Genomic DNA, 15,728 nt, shown 5'->3' with positions numbered 1-15,728 from the left:
TTCAGCGGGTGTTTATTTCATGCCTTGATTGCCCGATTCCGGGATGGTGATCCGAGATTGGTCAGCGGTTGTTTATCACAGTGAGTAAATAGCCGGAACGAACACTCGATCCGTGCATTGATCAGCTACCTAGCCGACATCAGCTCCTCGGGGTCGTCGTCGAGGCGAAGACGGCGACGCTACTGGCCGAGTCGGGGTTTTCGGGCACGACGACGGACGCGGTCGTCGTCGGCAGCGACGAGACCGGGGAACCGGCGACGTTCGCCGGGAGCGCGACGCCGGTCGGTGCTGCCGCTCGTGCATGCGTCCGCGAGGCAGTCCGAGCGAGTTTCCGCTCACGATACGCCGAACGAGAGGTTCCCCGTTCGGTCGCGGACGCCGAACACGGGGTCGTCACCGACCGACGTGCGGAGGTGTTCACGCCGTGAACGAGCGATTCCCTCCCTTCGCGAGAACGTACCGACCGCCGACGCGGATACGAGATACCACCGAATACCACCAATGACGAACGACACCACCGACGAACGCGATAGCGGAGAACAGTCCCAAAGGACGCCCGGAAGCGGCAAATCGCCGGACGCTCGCCCCATCGAGCCAGCAGCACCGGCGGCGTTCGGACTCGTCCACGCATGGTGGGGCGACGGAAAGGGCAAGACGACGGCGGCGATGGGGATGGGGTTCCGAGCCGCTGGACACGGCTACCGGGTCCATATGCTCCAGTTCATGAAGGGCGGGGCGTCGAGCGTCGAGGCGACCCGCGGCGAGTACAACGCCATCGCGGTGATGGCCGGCTTCACCTACGAGAACAGCGGTCACTACGGCTGGCACGGGTTCCTCGATGGGTCGGCCGACGACGAGCACGCCGCGAAAGCCCGCGGTGCGCTCGAACGCGCCCGTGAGTTGCTCGCCGCGGCGAACGACGCCGACCTGCAATCGCCGTTGCCGCTCGATGGACCACCCGAGGACGGTATGCATATGCTCATCTTCGACGAGATACTGTACGCCGCGAACCGCGGTCTCGTCGAGCCATCCGCGGTCGTGGAACTCGTCGAAACCAAACCCGCAAACCTCGAACTCGTCCTCACGGGCGGCCACGAGAATCCCGACTACATTGACGACCACGCCGACCTCGTGACGAACGTGCGAAAGGGGAAACATCCCTTCGATGCGGGCCACCGCGCGCGGAAGGGAACCGAATACTGATGACACGGCCCTGCTCGTCGCCGGAACGGCGAGCCACGTCGGGAACAGTACGGTCGTGGCCGGTCTCTGTCGACGTCTTTCAAGGGGTATCTCGGTCGCACCGTACAAAGCCCAAAACATGAGCGACGACGCGCGGGCGGTCGTAACTCTCAAGCATCGCTGGGGCGAAACCGGCGTCTCCCAGTACGTGCAGGCCCGCGCCGCGAACGTTGCGCCGACCACGGACATGCACCCCGTTCTGTTGCAGCCCCGCGGCGATGACGAAAGCCAGCTCGTGGTTCACGGCGAAGCGGTTGGCCACTACGAGAGGGAACGGACTACGACGAACACTGGGTTGTGGGGGAGGGGGAGGGGAGAACGTCGAATTCTCCCATACGTTGAGGCCGCAGAGCTGGTTCATCACATCAACCCGCCATGGATTCTCAGTGATCGATAGTTACTAGTCTGTATCCTGCTTCGGTGATACGTGCATTTTCGCCAAGACGGACAGGACTACGACCGTCGAGTGTCCATCGCCGGAACGCATCGTGCAGTAGATTTCTGTTGAAGAGTACTGATTCGATTCGGAGGCAATTCACCAGCGTCCGATCAGGTCGAGAACAGTTCTCGTGGGAACTCGGCGAGCGTCTCTGCACCGGTCGCCGTGACGTGGAAGGTCTCGCTGATCTCGACGCCGACGTCGTCCTGCCAGATGCCCGGAATCATGTGGAAGGTCATGTCCTCCTCCAACACCGTCTCGTCGTCGGGACGGAGGCTCGCGGTGTGTTCGCCCCAGTCGGGCGGGTAGCCAAGGCCCATCGAATAGCCGATGCGGTCTTCCTTCTCGATGCCATATGATTGGATGACCTCGCGCCACGCTTTCTCGACTGCCTCGCAGGTGACGCCCGGCTCGGCGGCCTCAAGCGCGGCGTCGATACCCTTGACGACGATTTCGGCCGTGGTCGTCAGCTTCTCCGGCGGGTCGCCGACGAACGTCGTGCGCGCGAGCGGCGAGTGATAGCGGTTCCGGCAGCCAGACAATTCGATGATGACCGGGTCGCCCTCGTCGAAGCGGCGGTCGGTCCACGTGAGATGCGGCGTTCCTGTATGATTGCCCGAGGGCAAAAGCGGGACGATTGAGGGGTAATCGCCACCGTACTCCTCCGTGCCCTCGATGAGCGCGGCGTAGATGGCTTCGGCGACCTCGTACTCGGGCACGCCTTCGCCGACCGCCTCCAGTCCGGCCTGCATCGCGTTCTCGGAGATGCGCGCTGCCTGTCGCATGTACTCCAACTCCCGCTCGGATTTGTATATCCGTATCCAGTTCACGAGCAGCGTCGTGTCCGCGAAACTCGCCTCGGGCAGTCCCTCGCGCAGGCGCTGGGAGGACTTCGCGGTGAAGTAGTAAGCGTCCATCTCGACCCCGATTGTCCCGTCGCCGACGCCGAGGTCCTCCAGCACCCCGGCGACGTAATCCATCGGATGGAGGTCGTAGGGGGAATGGACGTGGTCGTCGCTGTAGGCGTGGATGCTCTCCTCTGCGAGCCACGTCGTCGCCCGCGCGCCGTTGGCGTCCATTCCGCGACCGACCCACATGGGTTCGTCGCGCTTGTGGGTGACGATGACCGCCTGCGGGACGTAAAACGACCAGCCGTCGTAGCCCGCGAGATAGTTCATGTTCGAGGGGTCGGTCACCACGAGCGCATCCAGTTCCCGCTCGCGCATGCGCTCTTTCGTCCGCTCGATACGCCGCTCGTACTCTGCCTGTTCGAATACACCACCGGGCATGGGTCTCTCACGTCCTTCGGCGAATCGCGTCATAAATTTTGTGTACGGTGAAAACGGATTTCATAGAGACCAGCCCACTCTCGGCAAGTTGGATACGGTTTCTGTATATAGTAGCCATAATAACTGTGGACAAGTTATTTACGTTCGTTCGTCATGACCTCTATCATGGTCGATAGTCCACCCATCGACGACCTGCATTTCGACGATGCCCCGAGCGTCGGGAACGTCCCCGGTCCCGAATCACAGGCACTGCTCGAAAAACAGCGCGAAATCGACAGCAGCGCCGTCGCCTACCCCGAGGACATCCCCATCGCGTTCGAGGCGGGCAAGGGCGCGACGGTGCGCGACGCCGACGGCAACACGTTCATCGACATGTTCGGCGGCATCGGCGTGCTGAACGTCGGCCACGCAAATCCCTACGTCCTCGAAGCGGTCCACGAACAGGCCAACAAACTGGTGCACACGGTCGATTTCCCGACCGAGGCACGCCTCGAACTCATCGAGAAGCTCGACGACATCGCGCCGGGCGACCTCCAGGGCAACAACCGCGTCGTCTTCGGCGGCCCTACGGGCAGCGACGCCATCGAGGCGGCCATCAAACTCGCCAAGTACAACACGGGCGGCGACGGTCTCATCGCCTTTCGGGGTGCCTACCACGGCGCGACCAGCGGCGCGCTCAGCCTCACGTCGAACACCGGAGCGAAAGAGCACTACACGCCGCTGCTCGCCGACGTGGTGCACGCACCCTATCCCGACCCGTTCGCACAGGAAAAATCACCCGAAGAGGCCGTCGAACACGCGCTCGAAGAGGTCACGGCCATCGTCGAAGACCCCTACGGTGGTCTCGCCAATCCGGCGGGCATCTTCGTCGAACCGATACAGGGCGAGGGTGGCGTCGTCGTTCCGCCGGAAGGATTTCTCACCGGGCTTCGTGACATCGCCGACCGCAACGACCTGCCCCTGATATTCGACGAGATTCAGAGCGGACTCGGCCGTACCGGCCAGTGGTGGGCCGGCGAACACGAGGGCGTGACCCCGGACATCATGACCACGGCGAAGGCGCTCGGGGGAATCGGCTTCCCGCTCTCGGCGACCATCTACCGCGAGGAACTCGACACGTGGGACTCCGGCGACCACGCCGGCACCTATCGCGGGCACGTCGTGGCGATGCGAGCCGGTAGTCGTGCCATCGAGTACATCCAACAGCACGACCTGCTCGCCCACGCCCACGACCTCGGCGAAGACATCCGCACGCGCTTGCGGGAGGTCGCCGACGGCAACAGCCACATCGGCGATGTTCGCGGAAGAGGGCTGTTCGTCGGCGCTGAGCTCGTCGACGCGGACGGAAACCCTGATTCGGACCTCGTCGATGCGATCCAGCAGTACTGCTACGAGCACGGGGTCCTCGTCTGGACCGCCGGCCGCCACGGCAACGTCCTCCGATTGTTGCCGCCGCTGGTTCTCACCGACGACCTCGCCGACACCGCACTCGATGTCGTCGCCGACGCCATCGCACACGTGACGACCGCCGAGCAGCCGACCGCGCAATGACCGAACGCATCACGACCGACGACGCGCCGCGGAACGACAACCCCTACTCGCAGGCCGTCCGCGCCGGCGATACGCTCTACGTCTCGGGCTACGGTCCGGTCGACCCGACGACCGGCGAGGAGGTCGCGGGCGATGTCGGCACGCAGACCGAACGGGTCCTCGGCAACGTCGAGCACACCGTCGCGGCTGCGGGCGGTTCGCTCGCCGACCTCGTGAAGACGACCGTGTATCTCACCGACCTCGACGACTACGACGCCATGAACGACGCCTATGGGGCGTGCCTCCCCTCGACGCCGCCGGCCCGCGTCTGTGTCGAGGTCTCGCGGCTACCGGGCGATGTCGCCGTCGAGATGGACGCCATCGCGTATCTCGGCGAGCCGTAAACTGGCCCTCACACCGTCTTTGGATGCGAGTCGGCCGGGATGCCGAGCGCACTATTAACGCGAACCGTTTACACCGAATACGAATTCCCGCAAGATTTAACAGGGTCTTTCCCGATGATGTGATAGAGGTACGCAGATGACACGGTATACAGGCACACTGCTCGGCGACGGCATCGAATCAAATCTTCGGTACTGGGTCGACCCCACGCAGACCCTCGGACGGACGGTCGCCCCGCACCCGAACGAAACCAGGACGACCGAGGAATCGTTGGGGCGCTATCCCGAGGCTATCGGCTCCGAAACGGAGTGTGAGACGCCGTGAGTTCCGAGATGGGTCCAATCGAGGAGTTCCGTGACGAGGTCGACCCGATAGTGTTCACCTTCGGGGCGGGTCTCGCGTTGCTGTTCATCGCGCTGTTCTTACTGGTCCCCGACACGTTCGTCAGTGCCGTCAGCGGGTTGCAGGCGTTCGTACTCTCGAATTTCAACTGGGGCTATCTCATCGTCATGCTGTTTTTCCTGCTGTTTCTGGGCTTTCTCATCGTCGGGCCGTGGGGGAACCTCCGCTTCGGCGACGAGTCGCCGGAGTACAGCTACTTCTCGTACTTTGCAATGCTGTATTCGGCGGGGCTTGCGGCCGGCACCGCCTTCTGGGGACCGACCGAGGCGCTGCTCCACTACGGCAACGTCCCGCCGCTGTACGGAGAGGTCGCCGATAAATCCGCAGCCGCGATACCAATTGCGGTGCAGTACTCGGCGTTCCACTGGATGTTTACCCAGTACGTCGGCTTCACCCTCTTCGGTATCGGCATCGGGTATTACGTCTACAACCACGGCGCACCGCTGCGTGTCTCGTCGATTCTGACGCCCTTCATCGGTGCCGACAGCATCAAGGACAGCAACTGGGCGACGCTCGTCGACGTGCTCGCGGTGTTTGCGACTCTCGGCGGCGTGGCGACCTCGCTCGGATTCATCGGCCGGCAGTTCCTCACGGGTCTCGAATACCAGTGGGGCGTCGCCCTCGGCGACGCGGGGACGATGCTCGTCATCACCGGCATGACGGTGCTCTTTACGATTTCGTTGCTGCTCGGCGTCGACAGGGGCATCCGTCGGCTGTCGGATTTCAACATGGTGCTCTTCTTCGTGCTGATGGTCGCCACGCTCATCGTCGGCCCGACCGTATTCATCCTCCAGACGTCGGTCAACGCGATGAGCGGCGTCATCACCGACTTCTTCAGCATGAGCCTCTTTCTCGACACCGCGAACAACAACTCTTGGGCCAACAGCTGGACGGTCTTCTTCTGGGCGTGGCCGCTGGCGTGGTCGCCGTTCGTCGGGCTGTTCATCGCGCGCATCTCGCGCGGGCGCAGCGTGCGCGAGGTCGCTTTCACCGGCACCGGCGCGATGGGGCTGGCGTCGGTCCCATGGTTCATCATCCTCGGCACCACCGGCGTCTGGCTCCAGCACACCGGCCGGGCGAACCTGCTCGGCCCCATCAACCGACTCGGCGAGTCCGTGTCGGGCTACGTGCTCTACAGCGCGCTGCCGCTCGGGTCGCTGCTACTCGTCGGCTTCATCGTGCTCATCGTGACCTTCTTCGTCACGTCGGCGGATTCGTCGTCGCTCGCGCTCGCGATGTTGACCACTGGCGGGAAGAAAAGTCCCTCGGCGATCAGCCGCGTCTTCTGGGCCGTCCTGTTGGGGGCCGTCGCGGCGATTCTCATCCTCATCGGCAAGGCGAACGCCTTCCAGTCGGCGGCCGCCATCACCGCCTTGCCGATAGCAGTCCTCGGTCTCGTGACCATCATCGGGCTGACGAAATCGTTCCGCCAGCAGTACGGTAATCTCCTGTTGCAAGAGGAGACGGTCCTGTTCGGGACGAGCACTCGCTCCAGCAGCCAGAATCCGCCCGACGCAGAGGCCACGGAGGACGATTGAAAGCGGGAACCACAGATTTTACCGTCGCTACGGACTCGCTGTCTCCCGTTCGGCCGACTCAGAGCACGTTCGGATGGCTGAGGACGCCGTTCCGGAGGGCGTTCGAAAGACCCCGGCGCGGCCGTTCGGAGGCCGCCTGATTCGAGATATCGAACTTCGCCGCGAGGTCGGCCATCGTGACGCGGCGCGGAACGTCGAAATACTCTTCCTCGACGGCCGCCGTGAGCAGTTCGGCTTGGGGAGCAGTGAGCGCCCCGTGACCGTTCTCCGGCGACCCGTCGGCCTCTTCCAGTTCGGTGAGTGTGGCCAGTCACGGTTTCGAGCGGCCGACTCCGATGGGCGAGTCGCCGGTCGACGTGGTTCGCGGTCCCCGCTTGGTGGCTGCGGCGAATCCGTCGCCGAGCAGCCACGCCGCGATGATGAACGCGTAGAACCCGACGAACACGCCGACGATGCCGCCGAGAATCGGCACGACGTTGAGAGCGGTACCGACGATTCCAACGGCGATGTTCAAGAGGACGACATATACCCACGCGAGGAGGTACTCGCGCGACGTGACGACGCTGGCGATGGTATCGAGGTCGAAGCCAGCGCCGAAGCTGCCCTCCCGGGCGTAGTTCGCAACGCCGGCAACGCCAACGTAGCCGAAGGCGATGGCGAGCAACCACCAGACGAACAGCCCGCCGAACAGGCCGACGACCCCGATGCCGGCCCCGAGGTCGGAACCGGTCACCAGTGCGGCGAGCGACCCACCGACGACGGTGAAAAAGACCACCGTCGGGACGAGCTGGTAGACGAACCCGATGATGCTGGCGACGAATCCTTCCGTCAGTAGCTCACCCCAGTCGTCGAAAACCGGTGGTTCGGCGGCGCGGTCCATGCCGGCGCGAATCGCCCGCATCCCGTAGCCCGCGACGACGAACAGCGGGATGAGGAGAAACGAGAGCAACAGCGCGATGCCGCCAATGAGCACGGTCGACAGCCATGTCTCGGACTGAAGGGGGTAACGCAGGAGCGTCTCGATGTCGGTGTCCATAGTAATCACCATACATACTGTTTTCATTCAACATAGCTCTTTGCACCATCAGCGGCGAACGGCTTTTGCGGGCGTAGAGCAAACTCTCGTGGATGGGTTCAGCACGCTCGACGGGGTTACGGGTGACGCTCGACATCTGGCATCCCGACTGCTGGACGCTTGAGGTGACCGAGGGAGTGGATGGCGGACTGCTCGGCCACGGCGTCTATTTCATCGATGGCAGGGCGACCGGTCGGTTCACCGTCTACGGCGAGACGACCGCCGCGGTCGAGGCCCTGATCGAGGCAACGCGCACCTCGTCGCTGACCGATTCGGTCTGGGAGGCGAACGCACGGCCGAGCGAGACGCCCGTTCCCGGCAGCGCGAGCCGCGCAATCGTGGTGCGCTACGAACAGGAAAATTCCATCAACGACGCGCTCGTCTCGCGTGGGTTCATCCCCGACGAGCCGGTTCGGATGTGTGATGGCCGGGAGTGCTGGACGGTGCTCGTCGACGCGAGCCGCGAGGCGGTGACCGAGCGCATCGAGGGCGTCCGCGAGGAGATGAACGCCGAAGTCCGCATCGAGCATCTCACCACTGCCTACAGCGCGAGCGGCGTCCTCCCGACTGATGACCTCTCCGAGCGCCAGCGCGAGGCCTTCGACCTCGCGCGCCGCCGGGACTACTATCGGTGGCCGCGCGAGGCGAGCGCCGCCGACCTCGCCGCCGAATTCGGGGTCTCGAAGGCGACCTTTCTGGAGCATCTCCGGACGGCCGAGGCGAAGCTGCTCGGCCGCTGACCCGTTCATGCTAGAGACGGCTGCTATGCCATCACACGGCAATACACTAGTATGTCGGACGCACAGCGAAACGACGACCGGAGTCTCGCGCGGAACATCGGCCCGCTCGGCGCGATGAGCACCGTCGTCGCCGGCACGCTCGGTGCCGGACTGTTCGTTACGCTCGGCACCGCGAGCGCAACGACCGGCCCGAGCGTCATCCTCGTGGTCGCTGTGGCGGGAGCGCTCGCGACGGCCATCGCCATCAACTACAGCTGGATGGCGACGGTGTTTCCGGGCGCGGCCGGCTCGTATGCCTACGTCTCGCGGACGTTCAACACGCGCCTTCCGGGCTTTCTGGTCACGTGGTCGAAGTGGCTCGGCTACATGGCCGCCGACGCCGTCCTCGCCATCGGCTTCGGCAGCTACCTCCAAGTGTTCTTCCCCGACCTCATCGCGGGACAAGCCGAAATCGCACTCGTCGGCTTCGGCCTGCTCACCGTGCTCTTTCTCGTGAACCTCGTCGGCTCTCGGGGGTACAGCCTCGTCCAGAACCTCATCTTCGGCCTGCTCGTCGTCTCGATTCTCGTGCTCGTGATTCCAGGTACGTTCACCGTCGAAACCGCGAACTACCAGCCCTTCTTCACTGGCGGCTTCGACGGCTTCCTCGCCGCCGCGGTGCCCCTCTTCTACGCCTACATCGGTATCGCGGTCGCGGGGCAGATGGGTGCGGAGGTCAAGAATCCCTCCCGAAACCTTCCATTGGCGATGGTCGGCGGGACGCTGATTCTCACAGTCCTCTACATGTGGACGGCAGCGGTCATCTACGGCGTCGTGGCCGACTACACCGTGCTCGCCGAGTCGGCGCGACCCCTCGCCGACGCCGCCGAAGTATTCCTCGGGGCGAACGGGTCGGCTATCGTCGCCATCGGCGGCCTGCTCGCCACCGCCTCCAGCGTGAACGCGGTGATGGCCGCCGGCATCAAGATGCCCTACTCGTGGTCGTGGGATGGCGTCTTCCCACGCTGGTTTTCGGCCGTCAACGACCGCTTCGGCTCGCCCCACTGGTCGCTGTTCACCCTCTATGTGGTCTCCTCGGCGCTCACCTTCTACACGACGGGTCTCGACCAAGCCATCAAGATCGCCACGTTCAGCTACCTCATCGCGTATTTCGCCGTCTCGGTGACGCTCCTGTACGCCCGCGTCTATCGAACGGAACTCATCGAACAGGCGGGCTTCGACCTCGGTGGCACCCTCTATCTCACAGGGGCTGTCGGCGCACTCGGCGCGTTCGCGCTGCTCACACAGGCCTATCAGGGTTCGCTCATCATCTACGTGCCGTGGATACTCGTCGGTCTCGCCGTCTTCGGCGTCTACTGGTATCGTGGGCGACGGGCCGGCATCGATGTCGGGGCGGTTCTCGATACGCTGCCCGGCGTGCCCTCGACCGAGTACGACCCCGACATCGAGGAGGTGCCGTCGGATGACTGATACGCCGTCCGACGACAGCACAGCCACCGACGCCGCGGTCGTGGACGCAATCGATGGAATCGCCGAGAGAATCGACCACGACGAGACGATCTCGCTGCTCCAGGAACTCGTGCGCATCGAGAGTCCGTACTTCGAGGAGGCCGAAATCACCGAATTCGTCCACGACTGGCTCGACGAGCGCGGACTCGACCCCGAGTATCACCTGGTCAGCGAGTCGGATATCACGGGCTTCGAGGGCAACAACGTGCTCGCGCGGCTTTCGGGAACGAACTCCGAGGCTCCGACGCTGCTGTTGAACGCCCACATGGACACCGTCGAACTGGTCGAGGCGTGGGAGGAGGACCCGCTCTCGGGGCGCATCGAGGACGGGAGACTCTACGGGCAGGGGGCCTGCGATATGAAGGGTGGTCTCGCGGCCATCATGGTCGCCTTCGAAGCGCTCGCCGAGGCCGACCTCGCCGGCGACGTGCTCTTCAGCGCCGTCGTCGACGAGGAGGGTCCTTACGGACTGGGCGCGAACCAGCTCATCCGGGACGAAATCACCGACGACTGCGACGGCGTCATCGTCACCGAGCCCGGACCGATTCTCGCCCAAGAGGACATCGAAAACCCGGCGCTACTGCTCGGCGCGCGCGGACGATTCCTCTACGACATCACCGTCACAGGGAAAGCGGCCCACGGCTCCCAGCCCGAGAAGGGGACGAACGCGGTCGTCGATGCGGGGCGGCTGGCCGGTGCGCTCGCCGACATCGAGGTGGGTACTCACGAACGCCTCGGCGACGGCTCGGTCTGTCCGCTGAAAATCGATGGCGGCGGCGAGACGCTCTCGGTGCCCGAATCCTGCCGCCTGCTGGTCGACCGCCACGTCGTCATCGGCGAGGACGAAGACCGTGTTCGCGCCGACGCCGAGCGCGTCGTGGATGACCTCGGTCTCGATTCCGCCGTCGACATCGGGTTTCGGGACGCGCCCGCACCCGACGTCCGTTACGGACCGTACGTCACCGACCCCGACGACCCGCTCGTCGACGCGCTGACGAGGGGAGTCGAGCGCGTCACCGGCGACGTCTCCGACGTGGGCCATTTCGCCAGCGTCGGTGACTTCAACTACTTCGGCCACCGGGCTGGGCTGCCCACAGTAATTATCGGTCCGGACGGCGAGAACATCCACGGGGCTGGCGAGTTCGTCTACACCGGCGAGGTGGTCGAGGTCGCGCGCATCGTCGCCGCCGGCTGTGTGTCGTTGCTCGGCGCGTGAGTCTCGGTGGCGTTCGGCGAGCGCTGCTCAGAAAAAGAGCGCGAAGACGAGATACGAGCCGATGGCCGAGACGGTCGGCGTGAGCAGCCAGAGCGTGACGATGCGGCCGGTGGCCGCCGCGTCGAAGAGGTCATCGGTCGGCAGTTCCTCGGGCTTCTCTTCGCCGATTTTCGGCACTCCTTCGGCCGGGTTGTCGGCCGGCGTCGACTCCGTTGCGGCGTCGCCCGTCGCGAGGTCGCCAACGGTCGGGCCGGGGTCCGGTCGGCCGGCGTCGGTTCCCTCGGCGGCGAGTGCGCCCACCGAGAAGTCGGGTCTGCCCTCGCCCTCGATGGCCGACCCCGCGGCGTCGGCCAGCGTCACGCTGCGGCTCGACCGTCCCCAGCCGAGACCGATGATGCAGGAGGTCATGCTCACCGCGAGGCTCGCCGGAATGCCCAGATTCGACAGTATCGTGATGATGGTCGCGCCGACGAGCGAGACGAGAATCGCCGCCAGAATCGGCAGGTCGGTGATGCCGTCACCCACCGTATCGAGCGTGCGCCGGGCGATGGTGAACGCGCCGATTGCCATCGCGCCCACGGCGAGGAGAACGCCCTGCTCGACGGTGATGGCGTTGCTCCCGACCAATGGAGCGACCGCGTTCGCGGTGTTCGACGCGCCGGCCGAGAAGCCGTTATAGCAGGCGACCAACAGAACGACGGCCGCGCCGATGACGTCGCGGACGGTCGCACCCTCCTTGAGCATCGGTCGCGGCAGTGTCCCCGAGCGGTCGAGCGCGAACAGGCCGTCCTCGATACGGCCGAAGGAGATGCGCGCGTCGAGGTGGGGATAGATGTACCGCCCGATGACGACGCCGGCCCAGAAGGCGACCAGCGGGGCGATGATCCACGCCGAGACGATGCCGAACATCACGGTTTCGTTGAGCGAATCGGTCACGACGCCGAGTCCCGCAATCGCGCCGACGGCGGTCATCGAGGTCGAGGCCGGCACCCCGAAGAGATTCGAGATGAGTAACGAGAGACCGGTGAAGAAGAGCACGACGACGCTCGCGGCGAGGGTAAACTCGCCTGCGGGGACGATTTCACCGCCCATCGTCGTCACGACCTCGCGGCCGACCGTCCAGCCGCCGAGCAGTGCGAAGCCGGTGAACAGCACGGCAGCAAGCGTCTTGCCGGTGATGCGACTGCCGACCGCCGGGCCGAAGGCCACCCCCGTCGAGGAACCGCCGATGTTGTAGCCGACGAACACCGCCACGAGCACGCCGACGACCAGCAGCGCGGAGACCATCAACTGTTCCGCTCTCGAACGGCGCGACAAAAACCGGTTTCGTTTCCCTGCCTCGGTGGAACAGCGGCGACGGCGAGTCGGCTCGAAGCCGGTCGTGTGCAGTCGTGCCCACCATACACAACACCTTTAGCCGTCGCTCGTCAATCTTCGCTATGCCCGATGCGATGGTCGAGCATCTCCGTTCGGACATGGAATGCGAGGGGTTGCTCGAGTGTTTCCACGGTCTCACCGACCTCGACCGCGAGTGTTTCGCGGTCGTCGTCGGTAGCGACGAGGCGTTGACGGTCGACGACATCGCCGCCGAGGTCGACCGCGAGCGCTCGACGGTCTATCGCTCGCTCCAGCGCCTGCTCACGGCGGGGTTCGTCCAGAAAGAACAGGTCAACTACGAGCAGGGCGGCTACTACCATGTCTTTCGTCCCACGGACCCCGACGTCGTCGCCGACGAGATGCAGCGCATGCTGAACGACTGGTACGCGAAGATGGGGCAGCTAATCGGCGAGTTCCGCGAGAAGTACGACGCCGAGGGACGGGCGATGCCTGCCGAGAGCTGACGGTCGAGCGGGGTGAAGTCAACACCCTTAATCACTCGCCAGCGCTAGTTCGGGTCAGTGTCGCTCGCAATCTCGACGACGGATTTGGCGAAGAACTACGGCGACGTTCGGGCGCTCGACGGTCTCTCGCTCGACGTCGAGCAGGGCGAGTTCTTCGGCCTGCTCGGGCCGAACGGCGCGGGCAAGACGACGTTCATCAACGTGCTCGTGGGACTGGTCGGCAACTCCGGCGGCGAGGCGTCGGTGTTCGGCCACGACGTCGATGATGAGTACCGACGGGCACGCTCGCGCATCGGCTTGGCTCCACAGGAGTTCAACGTCGACCGCTTCTTTCCCATCCACGAGGTACTGGTCCATCAGGCAGGCTATCACGGCATTCCGAAGGCCGAGGCCGCCGAACGCGCCGACGACGCCCTGCGGACGGTGGGCATCTACGAGAAACGCGATTCGCGCTTCGACTGGCTCTCCGGCGGAATGAAACGTCGGTTCATGCTCGCCCGCGCGCTCGTCTCGGACCCCGACCTGCTGATTCTCGACGAACCCACCGCCGGGGTGGACGTCGAACTCCGCCACGACCTCTGGGACATCATCACCGACCTCAACGACGACGGCACCACGATTTTGCTGACGACCCACTACATCGAGGAGGCAGAGCGCCTCTGTGACGAGGTCGCCATCATGGACGATGGACGAAAGGTCACCGTCGCCAGCCCGGACGAGCTGATGGCGCGTGGCAACGACACCGTTCGACTCCGCCTGCGCGAGCCGCCGGCGACGGTCTCGGACATCGACGTCGAGCGCGTCGAGTCGGTCGAAATCGACGGCGATACGGTCGTGGCGACGGCCCCCACCGGTGGGGAAGTCGCACCCGCCCTCATCCGCCAGCTCGACCGACAAGGATATACGGTGACGGACATCGACATCGCGCGCACGTCGCTCGAAGAGGTGTTCATCGCCCTGACCGGCGATAGCGGCGGGGGCGGCGATGGGGATAGCGAGGACAGCCGGGACGCCGAGCAGCGCGAACGCACGTCACCGGAGGTCTCGCCGTGAGTCTCGCCTCGGTCGGGCTGCGGACGCTCGTTCGCCGCGAAATACTCAGATACGTCCGCCGGCCGTGGAACACGTTCCTGCCGCCGGCGATAACGAACGCGCTGTATTTCGTCGTCTTCGGAGTCATCCTCGGCGGGCGCATCAGCGCCACCGGTGGCATCCCCTACATCCTCTTCATCCTGCCGGGACTCGTGGTGCTCGGGGCGACCAGCGACGCCTTTCAGAATGCGTCCTTTACCATCTTCCACGGCCGGTGGAACGAATACATCCACGAAGTGCAGACGTCGCCGCTTTCGTATGTGGAGATGGTCTTCGCCTACGTCACCGCGAGCGCGCTGCGGGGCATCGTCATCGCGGTGATGGTCGCCGTCGTCGGTGCTGTCTTCACGAACCTCGACGGGAGCATTCCGCCCGTGAGCCTCGCCCACCCCATATATGTCGTCGCGTTCGTCCTCGTCATCACGATTCTCTTCGCGGGCTTCGGCGTCATGGGCGGTCTCTGGGCGCGCGATTTCGACTATCTCACGGTGATGAACCAGTTCATCATCCGCCCCCTCGTGTTCTTCGGCGCGGTCTTCTACCCGCTGTCGGCGCTGCCGGACTTCTGGCAGACGGTCTCGCTGCTGAACCCGATGGTCTACATGGTCGATGGCGTTCGCTATGGGTTCCTCGGCGTCGCCGATATCGACCCGAACGTCTCGCTCGCGGTGCTCGTCGGCGCGGCGGTCGCGGTCATCGGTACCGACATCGTCCTCTTCCAGCGCGGCTACGGTCTGACCGAGTGAGGAATCGAAACAACACAACGACTATCCGCGCGTTTCCCCTCTTTCCGGCATGACCGACTACACGACCGTCTCCATCCCCAAAGACCTCGCCGACCGGGTCGAGGAGACCATCGAAGGGACGAGCTTCCAGAGCACGAGCGACCTCGTTCGATTCCTGTTGCGCAGCATCGTCATCCAACACCAGAAACAGGGCGAACTCACCGAAGCCCAGTTCGACGAGATCGCCGAGCAGCTCCGTGATCTGGGGTATTTGGGCTAATCGAGGAACTCGGCCGGCGGCTCGGCATCGACGAGGTCGAGCGACTGCTCGATACCGTTGCGCGAGAAGACCGCGAGGTCGTTCCGTTCCCACGGCGGGACCGCGACGAACACCACCCCATGAAGGTCGTCGGTTCGGGCGAGTTCGAGCCGCCCCTGTGGATGCGAGACGAACCGGCCCTGCGTCTGGCCTGCCGGCATGCCGAGGTCCATCCCGAACACCGCCGACAGCGACCGGCCGGCTTCCGGGAAGTAAAAATGCGTGAACACGGGCGTCTCGGTCGGCAGCGAATCCGTGAACTCGCCGGCCGATGTGGTCGCAAGCGATATCGTCACCGACTCCGGTTCGGCCTCTCGGGCGAGGTCGCACAGTGCTTCCGCCAAGCCAGAGGTCGCATACACCACCGTC

At 64.7% G+C, this 15,728-nt stretch carries 17 protein-coding genes and 2 pseudogenes; 14 read left to right on the top strand and 5 right to left on the bottom strand.

Translation table 11 applies throughout. From position 1 onward, the window contains the following. Window positions 1-143 precede the first annotated feature (143 nt). The 3 genes and pseudogenes from ACQUQO_RS10060 to ACQUQO_RS10050 all read left to right on the top strand — a co-directional run. Window positions 144-428, top strand: a pseudogene (locus tag ACQUQO_RS10060) (adenosylcobinamide amidohydrolase); the annotation flags it as partial. A 73-nt stretch (window positions 429-501) separates the two neighbouring features. Beyond that, window positions 502-1,203, top strand: a complete 702-nt coding sequence (locus tag ACQUQO_RS10055; protein ID WP_435077857.1) for a cob(I)yrinic acid a,c-diamide adenosyltransferase — start codon at window positions 502-504, stop codon at window positions 1,201-1,203. Beyond that, window positions 1,166-1,536: pseudogene (locus tag ACQUQO_RS10050) on the top strand (cobyric acid synthase); the annotation flags it as partial. The gene ACQUQO_RS10055 and the pseudogene ACQUQO_RS10050, both read left to right, overlap by 38 nt. A 255-nt stretch (window positions 1,537-1,791) precedes the next feature. On the opposite strand, the gene ACQUQO_RS10045 reads toward ACQUQO_RS10050, so the two are convergent. Next, on the bottom strand, window positions 1,792-2,970 hold the full coding sequence (locus tag ACQUQO_RS10045) for a M24 family metallopeptidase (RefSeq protein ID WP_435077856.1): 1,179 nt from the start codon (window positions 2,968-2,970) through the stop codon (window positions 1,792-1,794). Between the two features lie 165 nt (window positions 2,971-3,135). Here ACQUQO_RS10045 and ACQUQO_RS10040 point away from each other — a divergent pair, with 165 nt between their 5' ends. From ACQUQO_RS10040 to ACQUQO_RS10025, 4 genes are all read left to right on the top strand, one after another. Beyond that, window positions 3,136-4,521: an aspartate aminotransferase family protein gene (locus ACQUQO_RS10040; RefSeq protein WP_435077855.1), complete on the top strand. Its 1,386-nt coding sequence runs from the start codon at window positions 3,136-3,138 to the stop codon at window positions 4,519-4,521. Then, complete coding sequence (locus ACQUQO_RS10035; protein WP_435077854.1) at window positions 4,518-4,904, top strand: RidA family protein; 387 nt, start codon at window positions 4,518-4,520, stop codon at window positions 4,902-4,904. The genes ACQUQO_RS10040 and ACQUQO_RS10035 overlap by 4 nt, the downstream gene beginning before the upstream one ends. A 136-nt stretch (window positions 4,905-5,040) precedes the next feature. Then, window positions 5,041-5,226: a hypothetical protein gene (locus ACQUQO_RS10030; RefSeq protein ID WP_435077853.1), complete on the top strand. Its 186-nt coding sequence runs from the start codon at window positions 5,041-5,043 to the stop codon at window positions 5,224-5,226. An 8-nt stretch (window positions 5,227-5,234) separates the two neighbouring features. Beyond that, window positions 5,235-6,842, top strand: coding sequence for a BCCT family transporter (locus ACQUQO_RS10025; protein WP_435077871.1), 1,608 nt, complete (start codon window positions 5,235-5,237; stop codon window positions 6,840-6,842). Between the two features lie 58 nt (window positions 6,843-6,900). Here ACQUQO_RS10025 and ACQUQO_RS10020 read toward each other — a convergent pair whose 3' ends face one another. Together ACQUQO_RS10020 and ACQUQO_RS10015 are read right to left on the bottom strand one after the other, a co-directional pair. Continuing rightward, the gene (locus ACQUQO_RS10020) at window positions 6,901-7,134 is read right to left on the bottom strand and encodes a helix-turn-helix domain-containing protein (RefSeq protein ID WP_435077870.1); all 234 of its coding nucleotides are present in this window, start codon (window positions 7,132-7,134) and stop codon (window positions 6,901-6,903) included. An 18-nt stretch (window positions 7,135-7,152) separates the two neighbouring features. Next, a complete protein-coding gene (locus ACQUQO_RS10015; RefSeq protein WP_435077852.1) occupies window positions 7,153-7,878 on the bottom strand; it encodes a DUF4013 domain-containing protein in 726 nt (241 codons plus the stop codon). Between the two features lie 92 nt (window positions 7,879-7,970). On the opposite strand from ACQUQO_RS10015, the gene ACQUQO_RS10010 reads away from it, so the two are divergent. The 3 genes from ACQUQO_RS10010 to ACQUQO_RS10000 are packed head-to-tail and all read left to right on the top strand — an operon-like array spanning window position 7,971 to window position 11,382. Next, on the top strand, window positions 7,971-8,657 hold the full coding sequence (locus ACQUQO_RS10010; protein WP_435077851.1) for a helix-turn-helix domain-containing protein: 687 nt from the start codon (window positions 7,971-7,973) through the stop codon (window positions 8,655-8,657). A 51-nt stretch (window positions 8,658-8,708) separates the two neighbouring features. After that, entirely contained in the window at window positions 8,709-10,127 is a 1,419-nt protein-coding gene (locus ACQUQO_RS10005) for an APC family permease (protein ID WP_435077850.1), read from the top strand. Further along, window positions 10,120-11,382 carry a M20 family metallopeptidase gene (locus ACQUQO_RS10000; RefSeq protein WP_435077849.1) on the top strand — a complete coding sequence of 421 codons (1,263 nt, stop codon included), beginning with the start codon at window positions 10,120-10,122 and terminating at the stop codon, window positions 11,380-11,382. The genes ACQUQO_RS10005 and ACQUQO_RS10000 overlap by 8 nt, the downstream gene beginning before the upstream one ends. A 27-nt stretch (window positions 11,383-11,409) precedes the next feature. On the opposite strand, the gene ACQUQO_RS09995 is transcribed toward ACQUQO_RS10000, so the two are convergent. Further along, window positions 11,410-12,669, bottom strand: coding sequence for an anion permease (locus ACQUQO_RS09995; RefSeq protein ID WP_435077848.1), 1,260 nt, complete (start codon window positions 12,667-12,669; stop codon window positions 11,410-11,412). 152 nt (window positions 12,670-12,821) lie between these two features. Here ACQUQO_RS09995 and ACQUQO_RS09990 point away from each other — a divergent pair, with 152 nt between their 5' ends. Genes ACQUQO_RS09990 through ACQUQO_RS09975 form a run of 4 tightly spaced genes read left to right on the top strand, consistent with a single transcriptional unit; the run spans window position 12,822 to window position 15,320 of the window. Beyond that, window positions 12,822-13,223: a helix-turn-helix domain-containing protein gene (locus ACQUQO_RS09990; protein ID WP_435077847.1), complete on the top strand. Its 402-nt coding sequence runs from the start codon at window positions 12,822-12,824 to the stop codon at window positions 13,221-13,223. 57 nt (window positions 13,224-13,280) lie between these two features. Continuing rightward, window positions 13,281-14,276 carry an ATP-binding cassette domain-containing protein gene (locus ACQUQO_RS09985; protein WP_435077846.1) on the top strand — a complete coding sequence of 332 codons (996 nt, stop codon included), beginning with the start codon at window positions 13,281-13,283 and terminating at the stop codon, window positions 14,274-14,276. Beyond that, the gene (locus tag ACQUQO_RS09980) at window positions 14,273-15,061 is read left to right on the top strand and encodes an ABC transporter permease (protein WP_435077845.1); all 789 of its coding nucleotides are present in this window, start codon (window positions 14,273-14,275) and stop codon (window positions 15,059-15,061) included. Before ACQUQO_RS09985 ends, ACQUQO_RS09980 begins: the two co-directional genes overlap by 4 nt. Before the next feature lie 49 nt (window positions 15,062-15,110). Further along, window positions 15,111-15,320, top strand: a complete 210-nt coding sequence (locus ACQUQO_RS09975; RefSeq protein WP_004054695.1) for a ribbon-helix-helix domain-containing protein — start codon at window positions 15,111-15,113, stop codon at window positions 15,318-15,320. Here ACQUQO_RS09975 and ACQUQO_RS09970 read toward each other — a convergent pair. Further along, complete coding sequence (locus tag ACQUQO_RS09970) at window positions 15,317-15,724, bottom strand: hypothetical protein (protein WP_435077844.1); 408 nt, start codon at window positions 15,722-15,724, stop codon at window positions 15,317-15,319. The genes ACQUQO_RS09975 and ACQUQO_RS09970 overlap by 4 nt on opposite strands. Between the last annotated feature and the right edge of the window lie 4 nt (window positions 15,725-15,728).

Origin of the sequence: Halococcus sp. AFM35, from assembly GCF_051195015.1 — an archaeon.
Taxonomy (GTDB): Archaea; Halobacteriota; Halobacteria; order Halobacteriales; family Halococcaceae; genus Halococcus.
Note: the sequence above shows the minus strand (reverse complement) of the source record. Positions and strands in the feature narration are given on the sequence as shown.

Coding starts and splice junctions, on each gene's coding strand:
- ACQUQO_RS10025 (WP_435077871.1), top strand. CDS start 5,235: ATGGGTCCAATCGAGGAGTTCCGTGACGAGGTCGACCCGATAGTGTTC.
- ACQUQO_RS10000 (WP_435077849.1), top strand. CDS start 10,120: ATGACTGATACGCCGTCCGACGACAGCACAGCCACCGACGCCGCGGTC.
- ACQUQO_RS10005 (WP_435077850.1), top strand. CDS start 8,709: ATGTCGGACGCACAGCGAAACGACGACCGGAGTCTCGCGCGGAACATC.
- ACQUQO_RS09995 (WP_435077848.1), bottom strand. CDS start 12,669: ATGGTCTCCGCGCTGCTGGTCGTCGGCGTGCTCGTGGCGGTGTTCGTC.
- ACQUQO_RS10040 (WP_435077855.1), top strand. CDS start 3,136: ATGGTCGATAGTCCACCCATCGACGACCTGCATTTCGACGATGCCCCG.
- ACQUQO_RS10030 (WP_435077853.1), top strand. CDS start 5,041: ATGACACGGTATACAGGCACACTGCTCGGCGACGGCATCGAATCAAAT.
- ACQUQO_RS10010 (WP_435077851.1), top strand. CDS start 7,971: ATGGGTTCAGCACGCTCGACGGGGTTACGGGTGACGCTCGACATCTGG.
- ACQUQO_RS10045 (WP_435077856.1), bottom strand. CDS start 2,970: ATGCCCGGTGGTGTATTCGAACAGGCAGAGTACGAGCGGCGTATCGAG.
- ACQUQO_RS10015 (WP_435077852.1), bottom strand. CDS start 7,878: ATGGACACCGACATCGAGACGCTCCTGCGTTACCCCCTTCAGTCCGAG.
- ACQUQO_RS09990 (WP_435077847.1), top strand. CDS start 12,822: ATGCCCGATGCGATGGTCGAGCATCTCCGTTCGGACATGGAATGCGAG.
- ACQUQO_RS10055 (WP_435077857.1), top strand. CDS start 502: ATGACGAACGACACCACCGACGAACGCGATAGCGGAGAACAGTCCCAA.
- ACQUQO_RS10035 (WP_435077854.1), top strand. CDS start 4,518: ATGACCGAACGCATCACGACCGACGACGCGCCGCGGAACGACAACCCC.
- ACQUQO_RS09975 (WP_004054695.1), top strand. CDS start 15,111: ATGACCGACTACACGACCGTCTCCATCCCCAAAGACCTCGCCGACCGG.